Genomic DNA, 23,525 nt, shown 5'->3' with positions numbered 1-23,525 from the left:
ATCACACTCCTGTCAGCTGGATGTTCTCCCCGGTCTTGGCAAGCTCTATGGTCTTCTCCGTGAACTTCTCCCTTCTCTTCCGGATTATCTCGTTGAATTCGCCGTAGAGGAGTGCATCCGTCGGGCAGGTCTCCACACAGGCTGGGAGCTTTCCTTCGGCCCTCCTGTGGGCACAGAGGTCGCACTTGCCCATTACCTTGTTGATGAGGTCGAGCTCTGGTATTCCGAAGGGACAGACTATGCCGCACATGAGACAGCCGATACACTTCTGCGGAGCGAGCAGGACTGCCCCATCCTCGTCGCGGTAGAGGGCGTTGGTTGGACAGACCTCAACACAGGGGGCCTTCTCACAGTGGCGGCAGTTGAGGGCCATGGCTGCCATTTCCTGCCACTCAAAGACGCTGATGAATGACATTCCGTTGTGCTCGCGCTCACAGGCTACCTCACAGGCCCTACATTCGATACACTTGGAAAAGTCGATAAACACGGTCTTTCTGACCATTCAATCACCCCCTAACGACATCAAGCTTCGGTATAACGGATGGAAGCTTCTCTATGAGCCTCTTGGCGTCTTCTTCTGTGATCTTGACGATCCTGCATGCACAGGCCTTGGTCTCCGGTATCTTTGCCACGGGGTCGAGGGCGTCGTTGGTGAGGACGTTGGCTCCCCAGTGCCACGGGACGGCGATGACACCCTTCTTGACGGTCCTCGTTACCTTGGCCTTGCTCGGGTAGGTTCCTCTCCTAGTCTCTATCTTGATCCAGTCTCCGCTCTTTATTCCGAGCTTTTCGGCGTCTTCGGGGTGAATCTCAGCCAGAGGCTCTGGCCAGCGCTTCTTGAGCGCGTCGCTCCTCATGGTCATAGTTACGGTGTGGTACATTCCGACGTACCTGTGGGTCGTGAGGAGGAACGGGTACTCTTCGTCCGGCATTTCGACGGGTCCCCTGTACTCCGGAATGGCCGCGAGGTGGGCCTTTCCGTCTGGGGTAAGGAACTTCTCCTTGTAGAGAACCCTTGTTCCTGGGTGGTCCTCGCTTGGGCACGGCCAGTGGATTCCTGCGAGGTTCTCCTTGAGCCTCTCGGGGGTTATACCGCGGTACTGTGGAGTACAGGCGTTGATCTCCCTGAGAACGTCGGCTGCATCGCCATAGACGAATCCTCTTGATCCGGTCTTGTCAAAACCGATGGCCTTACCGATCTCGCTTATAATCCACCAGTCTGGCCTTGCTTCTCCAGGTGGCTTTGCCGCCTGGAAGCTCCACTGCACGCGCCTCTCGGTGTTGGTTATAGAACCGTCGTTCTCGAGCATGGCGGCAGCTGGGAGAACTATGTCGGCGAACTCAATGGTTGGGGTTGGAACGATGTCCTGAACGACCAGGAACTCGAGCTTTTCGAGGGTGTGCATCACGTGGTTGGCGTTGGCCTCGCTTATGACCGGGTTCTCACCCATGACATAGTAGGCCTTGACCTTACCCTTGTCGGCCGCGTAGGCAGCCTCTATCGTTGTCAGCCCAACTTCGCCGCTCAGCTCAACGCCCCAGAACTCCTCGAAGAACTTCCTCTTCTCAGGGTCTGTGACGGCCTGGTAGCCTGGGAAGACGTTCGGCAGGGCCGCCATGTCACAGGCTCCCTGAACGTTGTTCTGACCGCGCATTGGGGCACAGCCAGCGCCTTCCTTACCCTGGTAGCCGCAGATGGCCGAAAGCGTTCCTAAGAGCCTGACGTTGTCGTGGCCGTGGGTGTGCTGGGTCAGACCCATGGCCCAGGTTATGACGCCCTTTCCGGCGGTTGCGAAGGTTCTTGCAGCCTCAACTATGAGCTCCGCTGGGACGCCGGTTACCTTCTCAACGAACTCGGGGGTGAACTTCTCAACGGCTGAGACGACCTCGTCGAAGCCGACGCACCTCTCGCGGACGAACCTCTCGTCGTAGAGCTTCTCCTTGATGATGACGTGGATGAGGCCGTTTATCAGCGCGATATCGCTTCCCGGATAGTGCTGCAGGTATATGTCAGCGAACCAGGCCGTTCTGGTGAATCTCGGGTCGGCGACTATGACCTTAGCACCCCTCTCCTTGGCCTTGAGGACGTAGCGGAAGCCAACCGGGTGGGTCTCGGCGTAGTTGTGGCCGATGATGAAGATGACGTTTGCCTCTTCGATGTCCTTGTAGGTGTTGGTCATTGCACCGGCACCAAAAACGGCCTTGAGGCCAGAAACGGTCGGTGCATGACAGAGCCTTGCGCAGTGGTCAACGTTGTTAGTGCCGAGCATTCTGGCCAGCTTCTGAATGAGGTAGTTGGGCTCGTTGAAGGTTCTCGCAGAACCGAAGAACATGAGCTGGTTCGGGTCATCCTTGGCGTAGGCCTTGAGTCTCTCGGCGATCTCCTTAATCGCTTCGCTCCAGCTTATCTCAACAAACTTGCCCTGCTCCGTGGCCTTGAGGGGCTTCTTGAGCCTGTCCTTTGCGAGGAGGTACTCAACGACGGCGTTGCCTTTGGGACAGAGCTTGCCGAATTCGTTTGAGATGTTGGGGATGTCGTTGGCGTATTCTATGCCCACTGGGTAGCCATCAACACTCCTGACGTAGAGCCTGCACCCTACACCACAGTAGGGGCAGACCACGGGGACGAGCCTTTCACTCATTCTCCACACCTCCACATTGGAGTCTATTTTTGGACATCAATGTACTCAATATGGTGCACTGAACATTATTTGCTTTTCAACGACAGTTCGCTTTTCAGCTTAAAACGCTTTTTGAACCGCTTAGTTTTTAACAAAAGGTTATGTTCATTGAGAAACAGCGAAATAAAGCCCTCAGAGGGCTTTTTTTAAGTTTGTTTGTATACTGTGGGACATCGGATTAAACAAAAACACTTAAGACCATCTGCGGACGTAGAACATTGAATTAAGAAGGCTATTAATGAACAGGTTTGACTATTCATCAAGCCTTGCCCTTCAGGGCGGGGAGGAGGTCAGAACAAAACAGGGGATAAGTCTCAGAACAGCAACCTATGCTCTCCCGAGTACACGTTGAAGCGCCTTCCCCTCGCGAAGCCTATGAGGGTTACCCCGTGCTCCCTGGCGAGCTCCACGCCCTTGTCCGTCGGCGGTGATTTCGTTATCACTATTGGAATGCCCGCGTTGACTACCTTCCTTACCATGCCGTAGGGCATCCGGCCGCTCGATGCCAGGATAAGCCTTTCAAGGTCGAGTCCGTTGAGGACGGCGTATCCTACGACCTTATCGACGGCGTTGTGCCTGCCTATATCCTCGCTGAAGGCAACGACGTTGGCGTTCAAATCGAAGAGGGCCGCCCAGTGTGTGCCCCCCGTCTTTCTCCACGTTTCAGCCAGCGTTGTCGTCGTGGAGGATATCTTCAATACTAGGTCGGGGGTTATTTTGACCTCCTCGCCCTTCCTGTCGAGAATTTTGCCCTCCCTCATTCTGTAGGGGTCGCCGCAGGGTGTGTGTTTCACAACCAGCTCGCCCGTGGTGATGGGGGTATCCTTCACCTTCACGTAAATCTCCCTGCCCTCAACCCATACGTCAACTATGTCCTCCGGTCTTTCATAGCCTCCGCACACGACGAACCCGGCTCCAAGTTCCTTCAGCTGGTTGGGTGAAGCTGGAAGTTCGGCAAGAAACTCTTCGTCCTTTTCGTGTACTGCGAAGATTTCGAAGGTCTCCTCAACGCAGACGTAGTCTTCGGCAGGAACTGGTCCATCTTGCCACCTGAGAATTTTTACCCTCTTTATCAACTCAACCACCTTCCAGAAGGATAATCCAGATGATAAAATGAAAAAGTTGCCCTCATAGCAGATACATCATGTTCTTCTGTGCCCTCGCGAGCTTTTCCCTGGCCGCTTTGAGAACGTCTCCTATCACGTGAGAGCCGTCGCGTAGCTCTATGTATCCGTCCTTCTCGGCGCTCTTAACGAGCTCTTCTGCCTTAAGGTTGCGCGTTATCAGGACTGTCCATCCCTTCTCGCTCTCCACGAAGCCGGCCGAGATGTCGCCCCAGGTTCCAGTGTAGTCCGTACAGACCAGACAGCCGGCTTGGAGGTACGAGTAGACCTCTTTTATCGGCAGTGAGAGCACCGAATCGCCGTGGTATATCTCGAGGAAGTCTCCCTTAAGGGCTATGTCCTTGATGTCCTGGGCCATTATGCCATGTTTCATCCTGAGGTAGTTGAGGAAGGCCTCGAATGCAAATGTTCCTATGCAGAAGAGGCTGACGATGTACTTTATCCTCTCCCCGAAGTCGCTTTCCAGGAGTGGGAAGTCCCTCATCTGGCCAAAGAACTGGGCCTGGCAGGGGAGGCAAACCACGGCAACGTTCTTTAGGTCTTCCTCCTCTATCTTGGCCTTCATCCTGGAGGCAAAGGGCACTATGCTCCACTTGTTTCCGGCAGTTTCGAGGAGCTCCTCCCTCGTCCTCGCAACTACCGCCTGACCCTCCAGCCCCTCTGTCCTTTTGGCCGTTACAACGCCATCTATGATGCCCTTCTCCAGGGCGTAGGCTAGAAGAGCTGTAACCGCGCCGCCGCTGGCAACCTTTCTTTTGAGGATTTCCTCATCGGTTGCCCGCGCGAGGTAAATCCCAAAGACGTTTCCCAAAAGGTTGTCTGTAACGCTCATCATTTCGCACCACCCATGCACAGAATCTGTGAGGCACGTGGGCACCTTATATAGCAGGTGCCGCAGCGGATGCACTTCTCCTGAACGAGGTTCGGCCTCTTGTCTATCAGCTTGATGGCGTTGGTCGGGCACGATAGTTCACAGGCACCGCAACCTATGCAGAGGCCCGTAAGTACTATGTCGTCTATCAGGTCGAAGCCGCTCAGCTTCTTTATGTCGGCGCTTACCTTGAACAGTCTCAGACGCTTCTCGTCGCCGTTGATGTAGAACTTGAAGAAGGACTGGAGCATCTGCGGCGTCGGCGGGCAGCCCGGGATGGAGTAATCAACTTTAATCACGCTGTTTATGGGCTGGAAGTTCCTGTGGTCAGCCCTTGGCTCCTGCCCGCCGCGACAGAAGCGTAATATTCCACTAAAGGTTGCACACGAACCGAAGGCCACCACCGTGTGGGCCTTCTCCCTTATCTCCTTCAGTTCCTCAAGAATCCTTGGCTCATTCATGCAGGCTCCGCCTGTTATTATCGCCACGTCGTACTCGTCGAGCTTATACTCTTCCTTCCGCAGGTAGGATATGTCGAGCTCTATCAAGTCCATGAGCTTTGGGTACGCGCGGATGATGCTGACGTTGCAGCCTTCACAGCCGCCTATATCAACGTGAAGAACCTTGAGTTTCCCCATACTCATCCCCCCAACCTCACAACGTGGGTCGTACATGGAATACACGGATCATAGAGGCGCATAGCGGCCTCGGCCGCTTTAACGCTCAGTCCCTTGGCCACATCTTCCATGACAGGTATGTTGAACATGGTGGGGACGATTATCTTGGAGGATATCACCCTGCCTTCGTCTCCAAGCTCGATGAAGTGGATGAGCGTTCCCCTTGGCGCCTCGTAGACTCCAACACCCTTGCCCGGCCCGAAGACTATGTTCTTCGTTCTGAACGGCTCGTCCATTTTTATGCAGTCGAGGATTTCTCCGAGCCTCCTAAGGGCCAGTGTTGTATCTTGAACCCTCGCGGTGTGAAGGCCGTAGAGGGATGAGTCATTGAACTCCCTGTACACCTTCATCCTCGCCCTTGGGCCGGCTTCCACCTTTTCCTTGCCGTAGAAGGCTATGAGTGTGGTGGATTCCTTTGAGTACGGGTTCTCCTTTCTGTATTCATAATAGGGCATGGCTTCGATTTTCTCAGCGTTTATGTTGAACCTGTCCCCGTAGAACAGGCTGCTGGCGAGGCATTCACTCTCGGCGCGCTTTTCCCTGAGTTCATCGGCGATTTCCGTCTGGATGTCCTCATCGGTCAGCAGGTGGGCTATTCCCTCCCACTGCTCCATCAGTCCTGGAAGACGTGCCTTGAGGTTGTTGAAAACGCTCCACTTGGGGACGGAGAACATTCCTCCCACCGTTAGATTCGGGGGATGAGTCGCAGCTCCACCAAGCTTGAGAAGGTAGTCGCTGATCTTGGCGTGGAAGTCCATGAGCTGGAACAGAACTTCCTCCCGTTTACTCTCGATTAGCAGGTCTCCGGCCACCATGAGGAACTCAAGTATGTGGCTCTGAATCCTGTTCACAAGGCCGAGGGCTTCTCTCATTAGGATTCCGTTTCTTGGCGGGGTTATTCCGATGGCATTTTCTATGGCCTCGCTCGTCGCTATACCGTGGGATGCATGACAAAGACCGCAAATCCTCATGACAGCCTCGACGGCGAAAAGTGGATTCTTGCCCACAACGAGCTTCTCAAAACCCCTAACTGGAGCAGTGGCGATGAAGAGTGCATCTTGAACTGTTCCGTCTTCTTCATACAGCACGAGCTTCGCCTCGCCGGCGATGCGGCAGACCTTGTTGAGGGTAATCTCGCCCAAACTATCACCTCCCGATGAAATTCACTTCACCCATTTTATCTTAAGAGGCTTCTGGATAAAAGCGTTTTCTGAACCTGAGGTTTAAAACGGAATTTTCGGTCAAAATCTCACTTTTTTCAGCCCTTTTTGACGTCTCAAATATTTTTGTTTACTTATTTGAGAAAGGTAACTCGCTGAAACTTCCCAAAGGTTTATAAAGCCTCAAACTAACTAGGCTCGGTGCTCTTCTGGAGCCCTTCCGAAGAGCCCCGAAAGTTGAAAGAGTTGGTGTTAGATATGTATGGAGATGCATTTGGCGGTGGCTACGAAGCCCCTGTTAAGGTTGGAGAAAGGTATAGAGTTAGGATCGAGAGCCTTGGAAAGGGTGGCGATGGTATCGCCAAGATAAAGGGCTTCGTTATCTTCGTCCCGAACACTCAGGTCGGCGACGAGGTTGAGATTGTCATTAACTCAGTCAAGAGGAAGTTCGCTTTTGGAGAAGTTATTTGATTTCCTTTCCCTCTTATTATTATTGAACCCGCTTATTGGTCGTGCTTTTTGATCCTTCATAATCCCCAGACCTGACCAGCATGCTTTTTAAACCCCCAAGTCCAGGCGAGTGCGATGATCAAGGTTCACATCGAGACCTACGGCTGCACCAGGAACAAAGCGGACGCGGAGATAATGGAGGCAATCCTCCTTAGGGCAGGCTACGAGTTAGTGGAGACTCCGGAAAGTGCCGACTACGTCGTCGTGAACACCTGCGCCGTCAAAGACCCCACTGAGAAGCACATGAGGGAGCGCATCAGGGAGCTGATAAACTCCGGAAAGAGGGTTATTGTAACCGGTTGCCTGCCTCATGTTAATCCTGACATAATAGACGAACGCGTCTCCGGAATGCTCGGCGTCAAGAGCATAGACAGAGTAGCCGAGGCGATAGAGATTGCCGAGCGCGGCGGGAAGTTAATCAGCGTCGAGGGTTGGCGTGAGAGGAGCATCGACAAGCTTGAGCTTCCAAGACTGTGGAAGAACGGCGTCGCCTTCGTTGTCCCGATAAGCGAGGGCTGCCTCAACGCGTGCACCTACTGTGCAACGCGCTTTGCTCGTGGCGTTCTTAAGAGCTACAAGCCTGAGCTAATAGTCAAGTGGGTTAAGGAAGCTTTGGCGAGGGGCTATAGGGAGATACAGCTCTCGAGCGAAGATACGGGCTGCTACGGCTTCGACATCGGAACGAACTTAGCTGAACTCCTCGACGAGATTACTTCTATAGAAGGCGAGTTCAGGATAAGGGTCGGCATGATGAACCCGAACCATGCGATAAAGTTCCTCGACGAGCTGATTGAGGCCTATCAGGACGAGAAGGTCTACAAGTTCCTCCACCTGCCTGTCCAGAGCGGCGACGATGAGATACTGAGGAAGATGGGGCGCACTTACACGGTGGAAGAGTTCGAGGAGATAGTTAACGAATTCAGAAGGAAGATTCCCGGGCTGAACCTTAACACGGACATAATAGTCGGCTTTCCTGGGGAGACAGAGGATGCATTCCAGAACACGGTCGAGCTGGTCAAGAGGGTTAGGCCCGACAAGATAAACGTCTCCCGCTATTCGCCGAGACCCGGAACTATAGCCGCCAAATGGAAGCAGCTCCCTGGCTGGAAGGTCAAGGAACGTTCCAGGCTGCTCCACAGGCTCAGGCTCCAGATAGCCTACGAGATAAACCAGGACTACCTGGGGAAGACGGTCGAGGTTCTGGTTCACGGAGCCGGAAAGAAGGGGGGAGTTGAGGGGAGAACCTTCAACTACAAGGACATAATCCTCGACGAGGGAACTCCGGGTGAACTGGTGAGTGCCCGCGTGGAGTGGGCGGGCTCCACATACCTAAAGGGCATTGTTTTCCACTGAGCGCTCCTTTTGTGAAATCTACAACATTAATTGTGGGATAAATAATGAATTCGTAGTTCATTTGTAGAACTTCCAATGTTTTACAGTGAACCAACATGGTTTGTTTTAGAAAACTATTTATATTCCCGATTCAACCAGTAAGTACAACGCTTTAGTCATAAGGCTCTAGTCACGGGGTGGAATCCAATGAGGAGGACCAATAAGAAGAGGTTAATTCCACTCGCGTTGGCCCTTGTCCTCGCGCTGGTTGGCACCGCACTTGCTGTTCCGACAATAACTGTCACTGTTCAGGACCTTGGCCAGGGAAACGAAATCGTTTCCAGTGAGGTTACCGGCGCTACCGTTAGCTGGAACCTTGACACGAACCTTGATTATGTTGATAGCATCAACGTTGATATAGCTGCGACCACTATCGCCAACACTGCTGGCGGCACCCTCTACGTTAAGATATACAGTGACACCACCCTCATTGCCATGGCCACCATAAACCTCGATGGTAGTACAACTTCCTTTACAAACGTGCCGCTTACCTTAGTTAATGACCCGAACAATGATGGCAAACTTGGCCTCGACGAGTTCGACAGTATCTACGTCGTCTACGAGGGCCCGTGAACCATTGATCTGGTGAAGCTATGAGGAAGAAACGCCTCAGCGATTGGATTTCCGTATTCCTTCTCCTCTTTGTCCTTATCATCGTTGTTCTCAAGTTTATCTTTGGCTTTCAGTACGTTGTCGTTCTCACGGATTCGATGGAGCCTACTATTAAGCCGAATTCTCTGGTGATAACCTATCCAAGCAAGGATATCCATGTGGGGGATGTAATCCTCTACGAGGTTCAGGTGGGCAATTCGACGTATCGCATACTCCACAGGGTTGTGACCATTAATGAAGACTCTTATGGGAGGATGTACTATCTGACCAAGGGCGACAATCGCAAGCGCTTTGACTCTTGGTACGTTTACCCCGATCAGGTCATAGGCAAGCCCCTGATAGTCATCCCGAAGGTTGGGGTTATCTGGTACTACACGCCCTTCCTGGTGCTCGCCCTTCTCCTGGTCGTCATTGCGTCTCTCGCCTATGATTTCGCCTGGGCGCTCATCGAAGAACCCTTAATCCGTCCAAAGTCTAAAAAAGCCGACCTCCTGGCAATCAGGAAAAAGAAAATAAAAGTCCATCACTACAAGCGGCGCTAGGCCCATTCGTCGTCTGGAATGGCCTCTCTCTTCGCTGGGATTAGGCAGAGGAACTCAAAGGTCTCGCTCAGGGCCTTGTAGCCGTGGGGCTCGTTGGGCGGGACGTAGAGGAAGCTTCCAGCCTTGACGTGGTGCTCCTCTTTTCCATTGGTTATTATCCCTTCGCCCCTCAGGATGAATATCTCGTGCTCCCAGTCGTGGCTGTGGAGGGGTATCTCGGCGCCCTTCTTGAGGACGAAGTAGCGCATCGCGAAGTTCTTAGCTCCAAGCTTTGGAGAAACGAGCCACCGAATTGTTACTCCCTCAAAACCGGTGTCCTTCTCGGGAACTTCGGTGTAGTGGCCGACGAACATGGTATCACCGAAGGAATTTCGACGTTGGCATATTTAAAGGTGATGAAAAGTGCTTTAAGCCTTATTTACCATCATTTCCTGGTGAAACCTATGCGAAAAGGCACGGCAGTTTTGGCCATTGTACTCGTCTTTATGGTGCTTCTCTCGGGGTGCATAAGCTCTGATGGAACCACTGAAACGTCAACGTCTCCGACTTCGACCAGTTCTACCCCCACAGGTGCCATAGACTTTGGAAGCTACGAGAAGGGCCAGGTTCTGGCTGAGTGGTACAAGATAGCGGGTGAAGTCTCGAAGGTCTACGTCAGCGAGGGCTACGAGGATTTGGCCAGGCACTACTTCCCGAACGCTCAAATCCTTCCGGCCAAGGATTATGACGGTGGAGTCGCGATACTCTCCCCCGCCGACGGAAGGGAAGTTCTCAGGGGCAAGCCGATTCTGATAACCGTCAACGACTACTTCGGCTACATCATCTACAAGCTCGGTATCAAGTTCGTCGGCAAGGATAAGGGCATCTTCGCTGTCTTCAACCAGGACGGGAAAGCCTATTACGTCTTTACTGGAACGAGCAAGGCCGGTGTTGGTGCCGCACTGGAGTACGCCATGGAGCTCAAGAACGGCGGAAGTGTTAGGACGGACGATGTCCTCAGGATGGGTGACTTTGAGGGAGTTGTGGTTAAGGTCATAGGTGACAACGACTGGAACGGGATTCCAGATGAGGGTGAGCACTGGTATCTAAGCTCCTTCAAGACGATGGAGCCATTCATCTACTACTGGCGCGTTGTTGATGGTGAAAACGTTACCGTTAAGGGAGGCTTCATAAGCCTAGTGAACGGCTCCACCGTTTATATCCATGCCCTTGGCTTCAACGTGAGCGTTGAGGTCAAGGACTCGAAGGGCGTCGAGCTAACCTATGTAGTGGAGAACATCAACCCGGCGGTTATCCAGCTCCCCCAGGGTGCGGAGACTGGCGAGACCTGGGTGAAGCTCACAACCAGTTCCGATTCCTTCAGCCTGGTTCCCAAGGATCTCGGCGATTACAAGATAATAGCCTTCGGCGACCACAGGTCGGATGGAGGCACCGAAGTTCCGGAGGTGTTCCTTAAGATAAGGGATGGGATAAACAACGAAGATGCCGTTTTCGTCATAGATGGCGGCGATCTCGTCTATTCGGGAACCGTCGACCAGTGGGCGGCTTTGCTCAAGGAGTGGAAGTGGAACAAGCCGGTATTCGTTGCTCCGGGCAACCACGAGTACCGGGGAGAGGGAATAAACGTTTATCACCAGCTCTTCGGCCCGACAGATTACTCCTTTGCCCTCGGCGATTACTACTACATCTTCATGAACAACATCGAGAACGACTACCGCCTGAGCGACGAGCAGTGGGCCTGGCTCCAGGATGAGCTGGAGAGGGCCAAGGAAATGGGCAAGAGGCCCGTTATGATCATGCACGCCCCGCCCGTTGATCCAAGACCCGGTGAAGACCACGGTATGGATCCGAGCGACGGAAAGAGGCTCCTTGAGCTCATGAGGGAGTACAACGCCTTCGGAATCTTCAGCCACATACACATGTTCTGGAACGGAACCATCGACGGCGTCCACTTCATAGTGACTGGCGCTGCGGGAGCTCCCCTTTACGCCGCTCCAGACGAGGGCGGCTTCGACCACTATACGAGGCTCTTCATGGCTGCCGATGGGAGCATTGAGGTTGAGCCCGTCAAGGTTGAGTCCTGACTTTCTCTTTATTCTATTTAGCTCTATATAGGCATTGGTAGCGGGCTATATTCTATTTCGACAAGATATTTATATCTACCCATAGAGCTACCCCCGGGTGGTGAGTGTGGATCCATGGTTGCTGATAACCGTAATCCTCGGTTTTGCCATGGCATGGGCGATAGGTGCCAATGATGCTGCTAATTCCATGAGCACTGCCGTAGGTGCGAAGGCGATAACCCCCAAGCAGGCCGTTTTGATAGCGGGCGTCCTTGAGTTCACTGGCGCATACTTCTTCGGAAAGAGCGTCACCGAGACCATAAGGAAGGGAATACTCTATTCCGACAAAATAACTGACCCCCAGGTTCTCGTCTACGGCTCCATAGCTGCTCTCCTTGCGGCGACGATATGGCTTATGGTGGCGACCAAGTTCGGCCTCCCCGTTTCGACGACCCACTCAATCATAGGCGGAATAGCGGGCTACGGAATAGTTTACGCGGGCCTGAGCGTCGTCAACTGGGATAAGATGGGGCAGGTGGTCTTGAGCTGGATTCTCTCGCCGATAATCGGTGCCCTAATGGCTTACCTCATCTTTAAGGCCTTAACAAAGAGCGTCTTCCAGAGCAAAGACCCCGCGAGGAGTGCACGGATATGGTCACCCGTCTGGATAGGCTTGGCTTTCGTGGTCATAGGGACGATGTTTTACATCAAGGTTCTCCACGGTAAGGACCTCAAGACGGGGGTTCTCTTTTACGGTATTCCACTGGGCATAGCCGTTTTCATCCTCAGCTACTTCCTCATAAAGGTCCGCTTCCTCTCGAGTGACCCCTACATAGGTGTTGAGAGCATCTTCAAGAAGGTTCAGGTGGTTACCTCCGGCTACGTAGCTTTGGCCCACGGCGCCAACGACGTCGCCAACGCAATAGGTCCGGTAGCCGCTGTTTATGCAGTCGCCACCATGGGCCTGGCCGGAATGCAGGTGCCCGTTCCGAAGTGGATTCTGGCTCTCGGTGGAGTAGGCATAGCGGTTGGCGTTGCCACCTACGGCTACAAAGTTATGGAGACCGTCGGTAAGAAGATAACCGAGCTCACCAACACGAGGGGCTTCACCATCGACTTCTCAGCTGCAACCGTCGTTCTCATAGCCTCCTGGCTCGGCATGCCGATCTCCACCACTCACACCGTCGTCGGTGCGGTCATAGGCATAGGCCTCGCCCGCGGAGTAAAAGCAATAAACAAGGACATCGTCAAGGATATAATAATCTCCTGGTTCGTCACGGTTCCGGTAGCGGCCGTGGTGAGCGCTGTGATATTCAAAATCCTGATGTTCGTGGGGTGATATCATGCAGGTCTGGACCAAGCTCTTCGCGAAGAGCCCCTTCAAGCCTTTGATAAAGCACTCCGACGTGGTTCTCCAAACCGTCGAGACCCTCGAGAGGGCCCTCCGCCTCTGGTACGAGGGGAACTACGAGGAGATGGAGAAGGTAGCGATTGAAGTGGACCGCCTCGAGGATGTGGCCGACCGGATAAAGGAGGAGATAAGGGACTCCCTCAGCTCGAAATTCCTCATGGCCGTTGCGAGGGAGGACGTTCTCATCTACCTCCACATGCAGGACAAGGTGGCCGATGCTGCCGAAGACACCGCCAAGTGGCTCCTCGTCAAGAGACCGAAGGATATTCCATCCGACGTGAAGGAGTTAATCCTCCAGATGGGGACTGAGAGCATAAAGGCTGCTAAACTAGTCCACGAAGCCATAGTCCAGATGGACAGGGTCATAGAGAGCGGCTTCATCGATAAGGAAATCGAGAGGGAGTACGAGATAATCAAGGCCATAGAAAGCGTGGAGAGCAAGATAGACGGACTCGACACGAAGCTCATGCAGCTCGTCTTCGAGAAGGAGAACGAGCTGAACTGGGGTGAGGGCTTCTACATCCTCAACATAGCGAGAACGCTGAGCAACATCTCGGACAAGGCGAAAGATGCTGCGGAAAGGATAAGGCTCATGATGAACAAGTGAGCCCCTTTTTCTTATCCGCGGCTCAGAAACGAAAGTAGGAAAATCGAGAGAATCAGATGGCTATCATTGTCGAGGTCATCTGTATCTCGGACATCTTCCTTATCTTCTCGGTAATGAACTGGTCGAGGTCTTTTAGCGTGTCTGTCTCAACCTTGACCACGAGGTCATACTCGCCGTAAACGACGTATGCCTCCTTGACCTCGGGCATGGCGAGAAGCTTCTCCATAACTTCCCTTTCCTTTCCAGCGGCCGTAACCATCAAAATAAAAGCCGTCACCATGTGAACCACCAAAAGTATTTTATCGGCGGAGTATTTAAGCTTATCGAGGCCTATGTTCGACCACCTGATAAGTGAAGCCCGGCTAAAGCGCTTTTACTCTTTCCTGAAAGGGTGCGGATACACCGAAATCCGCCCCTTTGCCAAGGGAACGACGAGCCTAATCTTCACCGCAGAGTTAGATGAAAAAAGCGTTATAGTTAAGCTCGAACGTCCGGATTCGCCAAGGCGGAACCTCGCCAGAGAGGCAGAAATCCTCAAAATACTCGAGCCCTACGACGTGACCCCGCCTCTGATAGAGTACGGGACGTTTGAGGGGCTGGAGTATCTCATCAGGGAATTCGCGCCCGGTGAGATGATATTTCACGCCGACATTGAAAAGCGCCACCTCTTTGAGATAGTCCACAAGACTGCCCTCCTTGATAGGCTCGGCATAGACCACGGGCAGATACAGGGCGGAAAGCACATAATAGTGGGCGAGCGCGTCTGGCTCATAGACTTCGAGAAGGCCGGCCTTAGAAAGCCGAAGAACCTCACCTCGGCGATGGCCATGCTGTTTCTGAGCGACAATTACATATCGAGAAGGGTAAGGAGGAAGTTTGGGATCGACGGGGTTTTTCTTGACGAGCTGAGGTATGAATTGGGGAGATATAAGAAAACGGGCGAGCTTTCAGGCGTTTTTAGGCTTCTTTCTCGCCTTTAGCCTGTCGATGTAGAGGGCTAATATTGGAACGAGAACCGCCATCGCTATGAGGCCAACCCTCGGGTCCCAGATGTAGTTGAAGACGAGTATAACGACGACCGCTATGGCTATCATCAGGAAGAAATCCCTGTCGAACAGCCTCGACTTGGCTAAGATGTTCTGCTCCCTCGCGATGTACGCCAGGTAGAGCGGTATTCCAACGGACGCAATGGCCACACCCACGTACGTCTTGAGGATCAGCGAAATCAAGATTCCAATCACGAGTATGATTCCAACTCCACTTTCAACCCTCATATCCCCACCTGTCCATTGGGTTATCCTTATATACTTTTAAGGCTCTCTGCTATATCGGTGATACCGTTATGAGCGACATCGAATGGAATGAGAAGACCTTTTCTAAGTTCGCCTACCTCTCTGACCCGAGGATTTCGAGGGACGGAAGGCTCGTCGCCTACGTTCTGACCAAGGCGAACATGAATGACAACCGCTATGATAACACCGTCGTGATCGAGGAACTTGGGACGGGCGTTAGGAGATTCATAGAGAACGCCTCAATGCCACGCTTTTCCCCGGACGGCACAAAGCTGACCTTTATACGGCCCAACGAGGAGAAGAAGCTTGCCGAGCTCTGGCTGGTTGATTTGAGGAGCATGAGCGCGAAGAAGGTACTCGAGGTCAAGAACGTGAGGAACGTCGAATGGAACGACGATTCGAGAAGGCTCCTCGTGACGGGCTTTAAGAGGCGTGACGATGAGGACTTCATCTTCGAAGACGATGTTCCGGTATGGTTCGACAACATGGGCTTCTTCGACGGGGAAAAGACGACCTTCTGGGTCCTCGACACGGAGAGCGAGGAAATCCTTGAGCAGTTTGAGAAGCCGCGATTCTCGAGTGCGGTCTGGCACGGCGATGGGATAGTCATCAACGTCCCCCACAGGGAGGGGAGCAAGTTAGCGTTCTTCAAGTTCTACGACATCCTTCTGTGGGAGGACGGGAACGAGGAGAAGCTCTTTGAACGCGTTTCCTTTGAGGCCGTTGATTCCAACGGGAAGGCGATACTCCTCCGCGGAAAGCCCGAGAAGAAAAAGCTGAGCGAGCACGACTTCCTTTATCTCTACGAGGACGAGCTTAAGCCCCTCACGGAGCGCTTCGTCTACAACAACGGCATGGCCAGGCTCGACGAGAACGGTAGCGTGTACTTCACGATGGCCAAGGAGGGCAGCGTGAACCTCTACATGCTCGACGGGGAGGAGCTTACCCCCATAGCCGAGGGTGAGCACTGGGTGATGGGCTTCGATGTCAGTGCCGATGGTAGAGTCGTCCTCCTCAAAGAGACGGCAACCCGCCTCAGGGAGCTCTACCTCTGGGACGGCGACCTTAAGCAGATTACCGACTACAACGGGCCCATATTTGCCAGGCTAAAGACCTTCGAGCCGAGGCACTTCCGCTTTAAGTCCCTCGACCTCGAGCTGGACGGCTGGTACATTAAGCCCGAGCTGAAGGAAGGTGAAAAGGCTCCGGTCATAGTCTTCGTCCACGGTGGGCCCAAGGGAATGTACGGCCACTACTTCAAGTACGAGATGCAGATGATGGCTTCCAAGGGCTACTACGTTGTCTTCGTCAATCCGAGGGGAAGCAACGGCTACGACGAGGACTTTGCCCTTCGTGTCCTCGAGAGAACAGGCTTAGAAGACTTCCAGGACATACTAAACGGAGTGGAGAAGTTCTTCGAGCTCGAGCCAACCGCCAACAGGGAGCGCGTTGGAATCACGGGCATAAGCTACGGCGGATTCATGACCAACTGGGCGCTAACGCAGAGTGACCTCTTCAAGGCCGGGATAAGTGAGAACGGAATAAGCTACTGGCTGACGAGCTACGCCTTCTCTGACATAGGCCTGTGGTTTGACAAGGAAGTTATCGGCGACGACCCATTGAACAACGAGAACTACAGGAAGCTGAGCCCCCTCTTCTACGTCGAGAACGTCAAGGCCCCGATACTGCTCATCCACAGCCTTGAGGACTACCGCTGCCCACTCGACCAGAGCGTCATGTTCTACCACGCCCTCAGGGACCTCGGCAAGGAGGCCTACATAGCGATATTCAGGCGGGGAGCGCACGGGCACAGCATCCGCGGAAGTCCGAGGCACAGGGCGAAGAGGTACAAGCTCTTCGTTGAGTTCTTCGAGAGGAAGCTGAAGAAGTACGAGGAAGGCTTTGACGTGGAGGAGATTTTGAAGGGCTCCGAGTGAGCCCATTCATTTTGTCCTTTTCTCCGGCTTTCTCGCCACGACTCCAAGAGCCTCTTCAACCCTCCTGACCCCAACGAAGCCTGCCTTCCTCAACCGCTCCATGACGCCCTTCTGGAGGTCCTTCCGCCTGTACCTCTTCCCAGGGTTGCCGACGTAGTGGAAGAGCCTTCCGCCCGGCTTTAGGATTCTGAATAGCTCTCCATAGAACTCTTGGCTGTAGAGCTGGCCTGCCAAGCTGAAGCGCGGGGGATCGTGGATTATTACGTCAAAGCTCTCGTCGTTGAAGCGCTTAACCACCTCAAATGCGTCGCCGTGTATGACCTGTATGTTCTGGCTCCTGAACAGCTCCTGGCTCCAGGGATTTATCCGGGCCAGCTCAATGACGTTTCTGTCCTTTTCTATTGTTATCACGTACGCCCCGCGCTTTGCCGTCTCTATCGCTGTGTAGCCGAGCCCCATGCAGGTGTCGAGGACGGCTTCCCCTTCCCTTGGCTTGACGGTGTTCACCTTGCTGAGCGTGTCTTGGAGCGGGTTGACGTCCTTGGTGCGGTGCATTCTAATGCCGTTTATCTCTATCGTCGGTGGAATCGTCGGTACGAGCTTGAAGAAGCCCTCCTCGCTAGCTATGGCTGCCTTGTAGACCCCTCCCGCCTTGATGAAGTAGAGGCTCTCGCTGTCTCTGGCTATGCGCTCTATGGTCTTTCTGTCAACGCGCGTCCCGTCTGGGAAAACGAACTCGTCCCCCTCAACGGTGATGAGCCATGAACGTCCCGTTTTCCTTAAATCCAGATTGAGCCTCGCCCCACCCTTGGCGAAGAGCAGCCTTCTCGCGTCCTGGGCAGTTAAGAAGTAGACCTCCTCCATCCGCTCACCGCGAGTTGCTGGAAGAAATGTGGATAAAAAGGTTCCGTCATCCAACAACTCGTTCAAAAACGCGCTCGAAGTTCTCGAAGGTTATGGCCTTTATCTCCTTCTCCGAGAAGTTCTCTCCCAGCCTTTCGAGCAGTGCTGGAATCTTTGATTCATCCTCAAAGCCCTCGACGCTCTTCCCGCTCCAGCCCTGCAAGTAGTATACGAAGTCGAAGCCCAGGCCGACGTGTTTGTACCCGGCCAAATCGACCATGTAAGCTATTTGTTCGACGTATTTTTCTATAGTCGGTCTTTCTTTGTCCACGAAGCCGGGAATGGCCACCGCGCCGATGACGCCATCGCGCTCCGCTATAGCCTTTATCTGCTCGTCGGTGAGGTTCCTGGGGTGGTCGCAGAGGGCTCTCGCGTTGGAGTGGGAGGCTATAACCGGGAAGGCGGTAACATCGAGCGTATCCCAGAAGCCGGCCTCGTTTATGTGGCTAAGGTCTATCAGAATCCCCAGTTCCTCCGCTTTTCCCACAACCTCAACGCCGAAGTTCGTCAGACCGCCACCGGTTCTCTCGAAGACGCCGTCGCCTATAGCGTTCCTGAGGCTCCACGTTAAAGTCAGAACCCTCATGCCAAGGTGGTGGAAAACTTCAAGGAGGTCTATGCTGTCCTCGAGGGGCTCGCCGCCTTCCAGACCCAGCCAGAGGGCGACCCTTCCTTCCTCTATAGTCCTTCTCATTTCCTTAACGTTCGTTACCAGCTCGAAGCGCTCGCTCTCACCCAGATCCTTCATAAGGGCGTTGAGAACTTCCAGCCCGTATCTCAGGGCGGAGCTTCTCCTATCGGGTCTAGTCCAGATGGCCATCACCCTGCTTTTAATTCCATGGGCGAAGAAGCGGTCAAAGGTTTCCTCAAGAACCCGGACCCTTCTGTTCTTTCGTTCATCATAGATAAAAATAGGCAGGTCGGAGTGGGCGTCGAAGATCATATCCATCCCCCCATTAGGATCCTTCCATGGCAGCAAGCTCCGTAAGGGCTTCCTCTCTTACCCTCGGATCTGGGATAATTTCGATGATTTTCCTCGCATCTTCAAACTCCTCTCTCTTGGCCAATTCGAGGGCTATTGCCATCAGCGCCTCACTCCTTTTGCGGGGATCCTTGATTTCTTTCGCGAATCTTAGTGCCCTCTTAAGACTCCCAAGCTCCGTGAGGAGTCTCGCTATGTGCTGGACGTTGGCGTCGGTGAACCTTGGATTCTCACAGTGTTCAAAGGCCTTATCGATGATCTCGAGGTACTCGGGGTCGTTCACTCTCTTCAGCCAGAGGGCTATCTCAAGATCCCCTATGAGCCTCAAAACGCCACTGTACTTCTTTTCAAGAAGGGCTAATGCGTAGTGGTTTCTTCCCTCAAGCAGGGCCGTCCTTATCTCGGGCAGCCCGACGTCGTAGACCGTTTTGGCGAGCTCTATCTTCTTCTCAACTATCGCCGCCTTCTGGCTGACATGGAGCTTCTCGAATATGTCAAACGCCATTCTGTAGAAGTCCAAAGCCTTGTTTGATGGCAGAGTGTCCCCGGCCTTCTCAAGTAGCTCCCCAATCCTTATTATCCCATCGACTTTGTGTGTGTAGCCTATCTCGGCCCCGATTATCGTATCGAAGGCAACGTTGAACATCTCAAAGGCGTTGTCAGAGTAGCCAGCAAGGGCAAGACGGTAGGCGAGGATCGAGAGAACTATGCCCTTTTCTATGGGGCTTTTTATGCTATCTGTTTCGTCTATCGCCCGATTAAAGAAGTCCATCGCGTCATCCTCGTAGTCTATCATCGCGAGTGCGGAGGCAATGATGGAGTAGGCAATGACCTTGTCGGAGGGATCTTTGAGCTTCTTGGCGATGTACATGGCGTCTTCTAAGATGCCAGGAATCCATTCGGCCGGATCGCCGTGTTGATAGATGGCAACCGCTATATCTGCGAGAGCCGTGACCCTCTCTATTGGGTCAGCGAGCTCCTGGATCTTTCCCAGGGCCTCTTCGTAGTGGCCCCTTTCGACGAGTAGGTTTATTTCTTCCAGTGTCGTCATACTAACCTTTTAGTCTATTCCAAATCCTTATAAACTTTTGTTATTCATCTCCCCCTGAGAGACGATGCTGACGGTTGGATTGTACAACACTTACGACCGCAAAAAGCTTCATGAGGCCCATCTTAGGGCCATAGCCCGCGCCGGGCCCATAGCTTACGCCTACGGTTTTCACCTGGCTCTAGTGGGCTTTCCGCTCGAGGGCCGCCCCATAGATGTGGCCGGGGAGATAGCCGGTCATACCACAATAGGCGAGGGCGGGAAATACCTCATAGAGCTGGCCGAGAAGAACCGTTTCCACCTCCTCGACTTCCCCAAGCGGGGCTTTCCACCTCAGTTCGGTACACTGGTCGCTACTACCAGGAAGCCGAGCGAGGAGAAAGAGATTACTCCTCTTGAACTAGCCGAGAGGGCTTTGAGAGGGGAGAGCTTTCTGCTCCTGATAGGCCTCGGCAGACATGGTTTACCGAAGGAAATCTTTAAGATGGCCCGGTATCATATGGACATAACGGAAAAGAGGGTCAGCCTTGAAACGTGCACTGCCATAGGTGCCATACCCGCGAGAATAAGCACTCTGATGGAGGCGTTAAAATGGAAGAGTCATGGAAAAAGGATGTAGCGTGGATTTTAATCGCGCTCATAGCCGTTTTTGCTCTCCAGTTTGGCCTCAAAGTCATCCTTCACACCGAATCGCCCCTGGTCATAGTCGTGAGCGGCTCCATGGAGCCTGTTTTCTACCGAGGTGATGTGGTTCTTCTCAAAGGAATTGACGAGAACAACGCGGACGAGATTAAAGTTGGCGACGTTATCGTCTACAAGCGCCCGGGTTACGAGTACCCGATAATCCACCGCGTCAGGGAGATAAAAACCGTTAAGCTGGGCGGTAAAGAGGAGCTCTGCTTCGTGACATGGGGCGACAACAACTGGGCCCCTGATCCGGATTATCCGACCCCCTACGGGCTAATTCCCTGCGTTCCAGCCTATGCTGTCGAGGACAAAGCTTTACTCGTCTTCCCGAAGATAGGCCTCATCCCGCTCGAGATAAGGGAAATGCTCGGCCTGGGATGATGTGAGGGTAGGTAACTGAGGTGTGATGAGCTAATCGGCCCCTGACCAGCAGCCCTTGCTTGCGCAAGCGCTGGCGGAAAATTTTGACTCCTTTTTAGTTTTTTCTTCTGAGTCCGTGCACCTATTAAAACGGTTGATTTATGGTGATTTCAGCATCAAACAGCCCGGATTTTCTATCGAGTCCCTCAAAGTACGACGCCCTTCGAGCGTCAAAAGAAAGCGAACTCTCTTAAAAGCCAAGATTAATCAGAAAATCGCTTTTTAAAGGCAGGATTATTGAAGGGTGCACTACGAACTTTGACAATCTTAGAGACTGAACCCTTTGGTCAAGCTTTGCGCAAGCAAAGGTTGTTAGGGGGGCTAACGCCCCCACACCCCCAAGCTTTACCTGCTTAGTTTCACCAAAGTTCGTATGTCCTGTTTTATTCACTTTTTTCTTAGAAGGGTTTACAGCTTTAATTGCCATCTTATAAGGTTTCACTCTCGACAAGGCGTCCGAAGGACGCCAGAATAAAACGTGAAACTGCGTAACTAGCTGCTTTAAAGTTAAACTCATGTTAAATAGCTGTTTTTAAAGTGCACGCTCCAATTTTCGGGCCAGTTAAAAGAGAAAGAGACTTTTGATCAAACTTTGCGCTAGCAAAGTTTGCTCAGTGGTGACCGCTCTCATCACCCCTCAGGAGGGCTTGGGCGTCATCATCGCTGGGCTTAAAAACTCGTCTCTCTTTTTAACCTTGGTGATTGTATGAGGTTCATTCCACTAATCGTTGCTAGGCCCGAGGTTCAGATGGCTATAGACGAAGCAATTCTAATGGCGAGGATAGAGGGCAAGGTTCCCGACACGGTCAGGCTCTACGCCTTCAGCCCCAGTTCTGTAACAATCGGCCGCTTCCAGAGCGTCAGGCATGACGTTGACCTTGGCGAGGCCAGAAAGTTAGGAATCCCTGTCGTGAGGAGAATAACCGGCGGCGGAAGCGTCTTCCATGACGAGTTCGGTGAGATAACCTACTCGGTAATCGTTGGCGAGGACTACCATCCTGCCCTGAGGAACGTCGAGGAGAGCTACCGCTATTTAGCCGGACCGCTCGTCGATGCCCTGGAGGAACTCGGCATTAAAGCCGGCTTTTCTGGCTTGAACGACATCGTAGCAAACGGGAAGAAGATAAGCGGCTCGGCTCAAACGAGGAGGAAGGGCGTAATCCTCCAGCACGGCACCTTCATGTACGCGGCGAGGGTGGAGGTACTCGCTAGAGTTCTGAGGATTTCAAAGGCAAAGCTCCAGGACAAGGGAGTTTCGAGCATCTGGGAGAGGGTAACCACACTGGAGCGCGAGGGGGTCAAGCTGAACCGCTGGGAGACATACGAGTTGCTGAGGGGGAAGTTCTTTGAGGCCTTTGAGCTTGAGGAGGGCCAATTAACGGACTACGAGCTTGAACTGGCTGAGAGGCTTGTGGAGGAAAGGTACGGGAATCCAGAGTGGAACCTCTCTCGTTAGACTCCTCTGGGAGCCATATTCCATATTCTTTTGCCAGCTCGTAGAAGAGTTCGTCCCTTCCGAGTTCCTCTTTCAATTTTCTGAAGTTCTCCTCCAGTCTTGGGAGCCTGCCCTTGCTCCTCCTCAGCATGTCGTTTCCTATCCCCACCGCGAAGCGAAGGTACTCGTCATCAACCAGAACCCGCCCGTCCCTGCCGAGCGGAGCGGTGAGGTACTCAGTGGCGTTTATCTCGACGAGGTAGCGCTTCGAGATGACCTTGAAGGTGGTGTATTTGAAGCCGCTCGCGAGGCCGAGTTCGTGGAGCCTCTTGGCCTTCTCGAGGTCTTCTGCAACTACGTGAAAGATGGGCGGCTGGCTCTTGAGGAAGATTATTCCCTCTTTAGCATTTTTCAGGGCTTCTTTTGCTTCTTCAAATTCTATGAGTCTGTGGACCTTTATCAGCCAGCGTGAGAGAGGTTTGGCTCCCAAAGCTGGCTCCTCGATGATTCCAATCCTGCCGGAGCAGGAGGAGGTGGTGTAGATTCCCTTTATCGAGTTGATGAGCAGGAGGAGGTCTATTATGTCTTCATCAACTTTGCCCTCTTTCATGGCTGTGAAGAGGCTTACGAGCGCTTCCCTCTTGGCTTTCATTTCAAAACCTCCCGGTTTCGTTTGGTGGTTCTCAATCTCTCCTCTGCGTTTGGTTATGGAATGTAAAAGGTCTCAGCTCCCTCTTTCAGCCCATTCCGACGAAAACTTTATAAAGCTAACTCAAAAGGTTTAGCTGGACATGGCCGGGGTGGTGTAGCCTGGTCAGCACAGGGGACTGTGGATCCCCTAGCCCGGGTTCAAATCCCGGCCCCGGCCCCAGAACAACGCTTCTCCCAGAATAAAACGCATCCAAAGCCCATTCTAACAAACGCGACATGTTAATCCTGTTATTCTTTGCAAACTCGACTAAATTAACTCGAATTGTCACCGTTACGTTCTTCTTTGGCGCACCTTTCTGTACATTACTCGTGTAAATACACGTGTATTTACCCGTGTCAGGTCCCATAGCTTGATACCACAAGAACATTCTCAGCCACGCTTAAACACTTTCTACCGACTTCAGGATCGCCCAGAGATTGATATTGATTTAGCTTAGGTTAATTAGTCCATACCAAAAGT

Annotated in this window: 25 protein-coding genes, 1 tRNA gene and 1 pseudogene; 13 read left to right on the top strand and 14 right to left on the bottom strand. The window is 53.0% G+C overall.

The genetic code is table 11. The features are described from left to right. Window position 1: 1 nt before the first annotated feature. The 6 genes from E3E23_RS06010 to E3E23_RS05985 all read right to left on the bottom strand — a co-directional run bounded on the left by E3E23_RS06010 (window position 2) and on the right by E3E23_RS05985 (window position 6,495). Complete coding sequence (locus tag E3E23_RS06010; RefSeq protein WP_167907162.1) at window positions 2–502, bottom strand: 4Fe-4S dicluster domain-containing protein; 501 nt, start codon at window positions 500–502, stop codon at window positions 2–4. 4 nt (window positions 503–506) lie between these two features. Next, on the bottom strand, window positions 507–2,642 hold the full coding sequence (fdhF, locus tag E3E23_RS06005) for a formate dehydrogenase subunit alpha (protein WP_167907160.1): 2,136 nt from the start codon (window positions 2,640–2,642) through the stop codon (window positions 507–509). Between the two features lie 353 nt (window positions 2,643–2,995). Next, the gene (gene fdhD, locus E3E23_RS06000) at window positions 2,996–3,766 is read right to left on the bottom strand and encodes a formate dehydrogenase accessory sulfurtransferase FdhD (RefSeq protein ID WP_371807524.1); all 771 of its coding nucleotides are present in this window, start codon (window positions 3,764–3,766) and stop codon (window positions 2,996–2,998) included. A gap of 43 nt (window positions 3,767–3,809) precedes the next feature. Next, window positions 3,810–4,640: a Coenzyme F420 hydrogenase/dehydrogenase, beta subunit C-terminal domain gene (locus E3E23_RS05995; RefSeq protein WP_167907156.1), complete on the bottom strand. Its 831-nt coding sequence runs from the start codon at window positions 4,638–4,640 to the stop codon at window positions 3,810–3,812. Beyond that, window positions 4,637–5,320, bottom strand: coding sequence for a 4Fe-4S binding protein (locus tag E3E23_RS05990; RefSeq protein ID WP_240920750.1), 684 nt, complete (start codon window positions 5,318–5,320; stop codon window positions 4,637–4,639). Before E3E23_RS05990 ends, E3E23_RS05995 begins: the two co-directional genes overlap by 4 nt. Then, entirely contained in the window at window positions 5,317–6,495 is a 1,179-nt protein-coding gene (locus E3E23_RS05985; protein ID WP_167907154.1) for a nickel-dependent hydrogenase large subunit, read from the bottom strand. The genes E3E23_RS05990 and E3E23_RS05985 overlap by 4 nt, the downstream gene beginning before the upstream one ends. Before the next feature lie 276 nt (window positions 6,496–6,771). Here E3E23_RS05985 and E3E23_RS05980 point away from each other — a divergent pair, with 276 nt between their 5' ends. From E3E23_RS05980 to E3E23_RS05965, 4 genes are all read left to right on the top strand, one after another. After that, window positions 6,772–6,984 carry a TRAM domain-containing protein gene (locus E3E23_RS05980; RefSeq protein ID WP_167907502.1) on the top strand — a complete coding sequence of 71 codons (213 nt, stop codon included), beginning with the start codon at window positions 6,772–6,774 and terminating at the stop codon, window positions 6,982–6,984. Between the two features lie 114 nt (window positions 6,985–7,098). Then, a complete protein-coding gene (locus tag E3E23_RS05975) occupies window positions 7,099–8,376 on the top strand; it encodes a tRNA (N(6)-L-threonylcarbamoyladenosine(37)-C(2))-methylthiotransferase (RefSeq protein WP_167907152.1) in 1,278 nt (425 codons plus the stop codon). A 186-nt stretch (window positions 8,377–8,562) separates the two neighbouring features. Continuing rightward, window positions 8,563–8,988 (top strand): hypothetical protein, encoded by a 426-nt coding sequence (locus E3E23_RS05970; protein WP_167907150.1) that lies wholly within the window; start codon window positions 8,563–8,565, stop codon window positions 8,986–8,988. Window positions 8,989–9,008: 20 nt separating this feature from the next. Further along, a complete protein-coding gene (locus tag E3E23_RS05965; protein WP_167907148.1) occupies window positions 9,009–9,569 on the top strand; it encodes a signal peptidase I in 561 nt (186 codons plus the stop codon). Here E3E23_RS05965 and E3E23_RS05960 read toward each other — a convergent pair. Continuing rightward, entirely contained in the window at window positions 9,566–9,922 is a 357-nt protein-coding gene (locus E3E23_RS05960) for a cupin domain-containing protein (RefSeq protein ID WP_167907146.1), read from the bottom strand. The genes E3E23_RS05965 and E3E23_RS05960 overlap by 4 nt on opposite strands. A gap of 90 nt (window positions 9,923–10,012) precedes the next feature. Here E3E23_RS05960 and E3E23_RS05955 point away from each other — a divergent pair, with 90 nt between their 5' ends. The 3 genes from E3E23_RS05955 to E3E23_RS05945 all read left to right on the top strand — a co-directional run bounded on the left by E3E23_RS05955 (window position 10,013) and on the right by E3E23_RS05945 (window position 13,650). After that, window positions 10,013–11,653, top strand: a complete 1,641-nt coding sequence (locus tag E3E23_RS05955; protein WP_167907144.1) for a metallophosphoesterase — start codon at window positions 10,013–10,015, stop codon at window positions 11,651–11,653. Between the two features lie 97 nt (window positions 11,654–11,750). Then, window positions 11,751–12,971 carry an inorganic phosphate transporter gene (locus tag E3E23_RS05950; RefSeq protein WP_167907142.1) on the top strand — a complete coding sequence of 407 codons (1,221 nt, stop codon included), beginning with the start codon at window positions 11,751–11,753 and terminating at the stop codon, window positions 12,969–12,971. A 4-nt stretch (window positions 12,972–12,975) separates the two neighbouring features. Further along, window positions 12,976–13,650, top strand: coding sequence for a TIGR00153 family protein (locus E3E23_RS05945; RefSeq protein WP_167907140.1), 675 nt, complete (start codon window positions 12,976–12,978; stop codon window positions 13,648–13,650). Between the two features lie 52 nt (window positions 13,651–13,702). Here E3E23_RS05945 and E3E23_RS05940 read toward each other — a convergent pair whose 3' ends face one another. After that, window positions 13,703–13,930: an Lrp/AsnC family transcriptional regulator gene (locus tag E3E23_RS05940; RefSeq protein WP_012572508.1), complete on the bottom strand. Its 228-nt coding sequence runs from the start codon at window positions 13,928–13,930 to the stop codon at window positions 13,703–13,705. A gap of 52 nt (window positions 13,931–13,982) precedes the next feature. Between E3E23_RS05940 and E3E23_RS05935 the strand changes: the two genes are divergently transcribed. Further along, on the top strand, window positions 13,983–14,630 hold the full coding sequence (locus E3E23_RS05935) for a phosphotransferase (RefSeq protein WP_167907138.1): 648 nt from the start codon (window positions 13,983–13,985) through the stop codon (window positions 14,628–14,630). Here E3E23_RS05935 and E3E23_RS05930 read toward each other — a convergent pair. After that, on the bottom strand, window positions 14,598–14,924 hold the full coding sequence (locus tag E3E23_RS05930) for a hypothetical protein (RefSeq protein ID WP_167907136.1): 327 nt from the start codon (window positions 14,922–14,924) through the stop codon (window positions 14,598–14,600). The genes E3E23_RS05935 and E3E23_RS05930 overlap by 33 nt on opposite strands. 68 nt (window positions 14,925–14,992) lie before the next feature. On the opposite strand from E3E23_RS05930, the gene E3E23_RS05925 reads away from it, so the two are divergent. Continuing rightward, a complete protein-coding gene (locus E3E23_RS05925; protein WP_167907134.1) occupies window positions 14,993–16,879 on the top strand; it encodes a S9 family peptidase in 1,887 nt (628 codons plus the stop codon). A 6-nt stretch (window positions 16,880–16,885) separates the two neighbouring features. Here E3E23_RS05925 and E3E23_RS05920 read toward each other — a convergent pair whose 3' ends face one another. The 3 genes from E3E23_RS05920 to E3E23_RS05910 are packed head-to-tail and all read right to left on the bottom strand — an operon-like array spanning window position 16,886 to window position 19,815. After that, window positions 16,886–17,743, bottom strand: a complete 858-nt coding sequence (locus tag E3E23_RS05920; protein WP_167907132.1) for a methyltransferase domain-containing protein — start codon at window positions 17,741–17,743, stop codon at window positions 16,886–16,888. Window positions 17,744–17,789: 46 nt separating this feature from the next. Further along, entirely contained in the window at window positions 17,790–18,725 is a 936-nt protein-coding gene (locus tag E3E23_RS05915) for a dipeptidase (RefSeq protein ID WP_167907500.1), read from the bottom strand. 13 nt (window positions 18,726–18,738) lie between these two features. Further along, complete coding sequence (locus E3E23_RS05910; RefSeq protein WP_167907130.1) at window positions 18,739–19,815, bottom strand: hypothetical protein; 1,077 nt, start codon at window positions 19,813–19,815, stop codon at window positions 18,739–18,741. A 64-nt stretch (window positions 19,816–19,879) separates the two neighbouring features. Between E3E23_RS05910 and E3E23_RS05905 the strand changes: the two genes are divergently transcribed. Together E3E23_RS05905 and E3E23_RS05900 are read left to right on the top strand one after the other, a co-directional pair. Beyond that, window positions 19,880–20,431 carry a DUF531 domain-containing protein gene (locus E3E23_RS05905; RefSeq protein ID WP_167907128.1) on the top strand — a complete coding sequence of 184 codons (552 nt, stop codon included), beginning with the start codon at window positions 19,880–19,882 and terminating at the stop codon, window positions 20,429–20,431. Beyond that, window positions 20,404–20,880 (top strand): signal peptidase I, encoded by a 477-nt coding sequence (locus tag E3E23_RS05900; protein WP_167907126.1) that lies wholly within the window; start codon window positions 20,404–20,406, stop codon window positions 20,878–20,880. Before E3E23_RS05905 ends, E3E23_RS05900 begins: the two co-directional genes overlap by 28 nt. Before the next feature lie 229 nt (window positions 20,881–21,109). Here E3E23_RS05900 and E3E23_RS05895 read toward each other — a convergent pair whose 3' ends face one another. Continuing rightward, complete coding sequence (locus tag E3E23_RS05895) at window positions 21,110–21,346, bottom strand: hypothetical protein (RefSeq protein ID WP_167907124.1); 237 nt, start codon at window positions 21,344–21,346, stop codon at window positions 21,110–21,112. Window positions 21,347–21,625: 279 nt separating this feature from the next. Between E3E23_RS05895 and E3E23_RS05890 the strand changes: the two genes are divergently transcribed. Then, on the top strand, window positions 21,626–22,375 hold the full coding sequence (locus E3E23_RS05890; protein ID WP_167907122.1) for a biotin/lipoate A/B protein ligase family protein: 750 nt from the start codon (window positions 21,626–21,628) through the stop codon (window positions 22,373–22,375). Between the two features lie 16 nt (window positions 22,376–22,391). Here E3E23_RS05890 and E3E23_RS05885 read toward each other — a convergent pair. Continuing rightward, window positions 22,392–23,006, bottom strand: a pseudogene (locus E3E23_RS05885) (hypothetical protein); the annotation flags it as partial. Window positions 23,007–23,148: 142 nt separating this feature from the next. On the opposite strand from E3E23_RS05885, the gene E3E23_RS05880 reads away from it, so the two are divergent. Beyond that, window positions 23,149–23,225, top strand: a tRNA-His gene (locus tag E3E23_RS05880). Window positions 23,226–23,525: the final 300 nt, after the last annotated feature.

This window comes from Thermococcus sp. CX2 (assembly GCF_012027555.1).
GTDB lineage: Archaea > Methanobacteriota_B > Thermococci > Thermococcales > Thermococcaceae > Thermococcus.
This window is presented reverse-complemented; position numbering and strand designations above follow the sequence as displayed.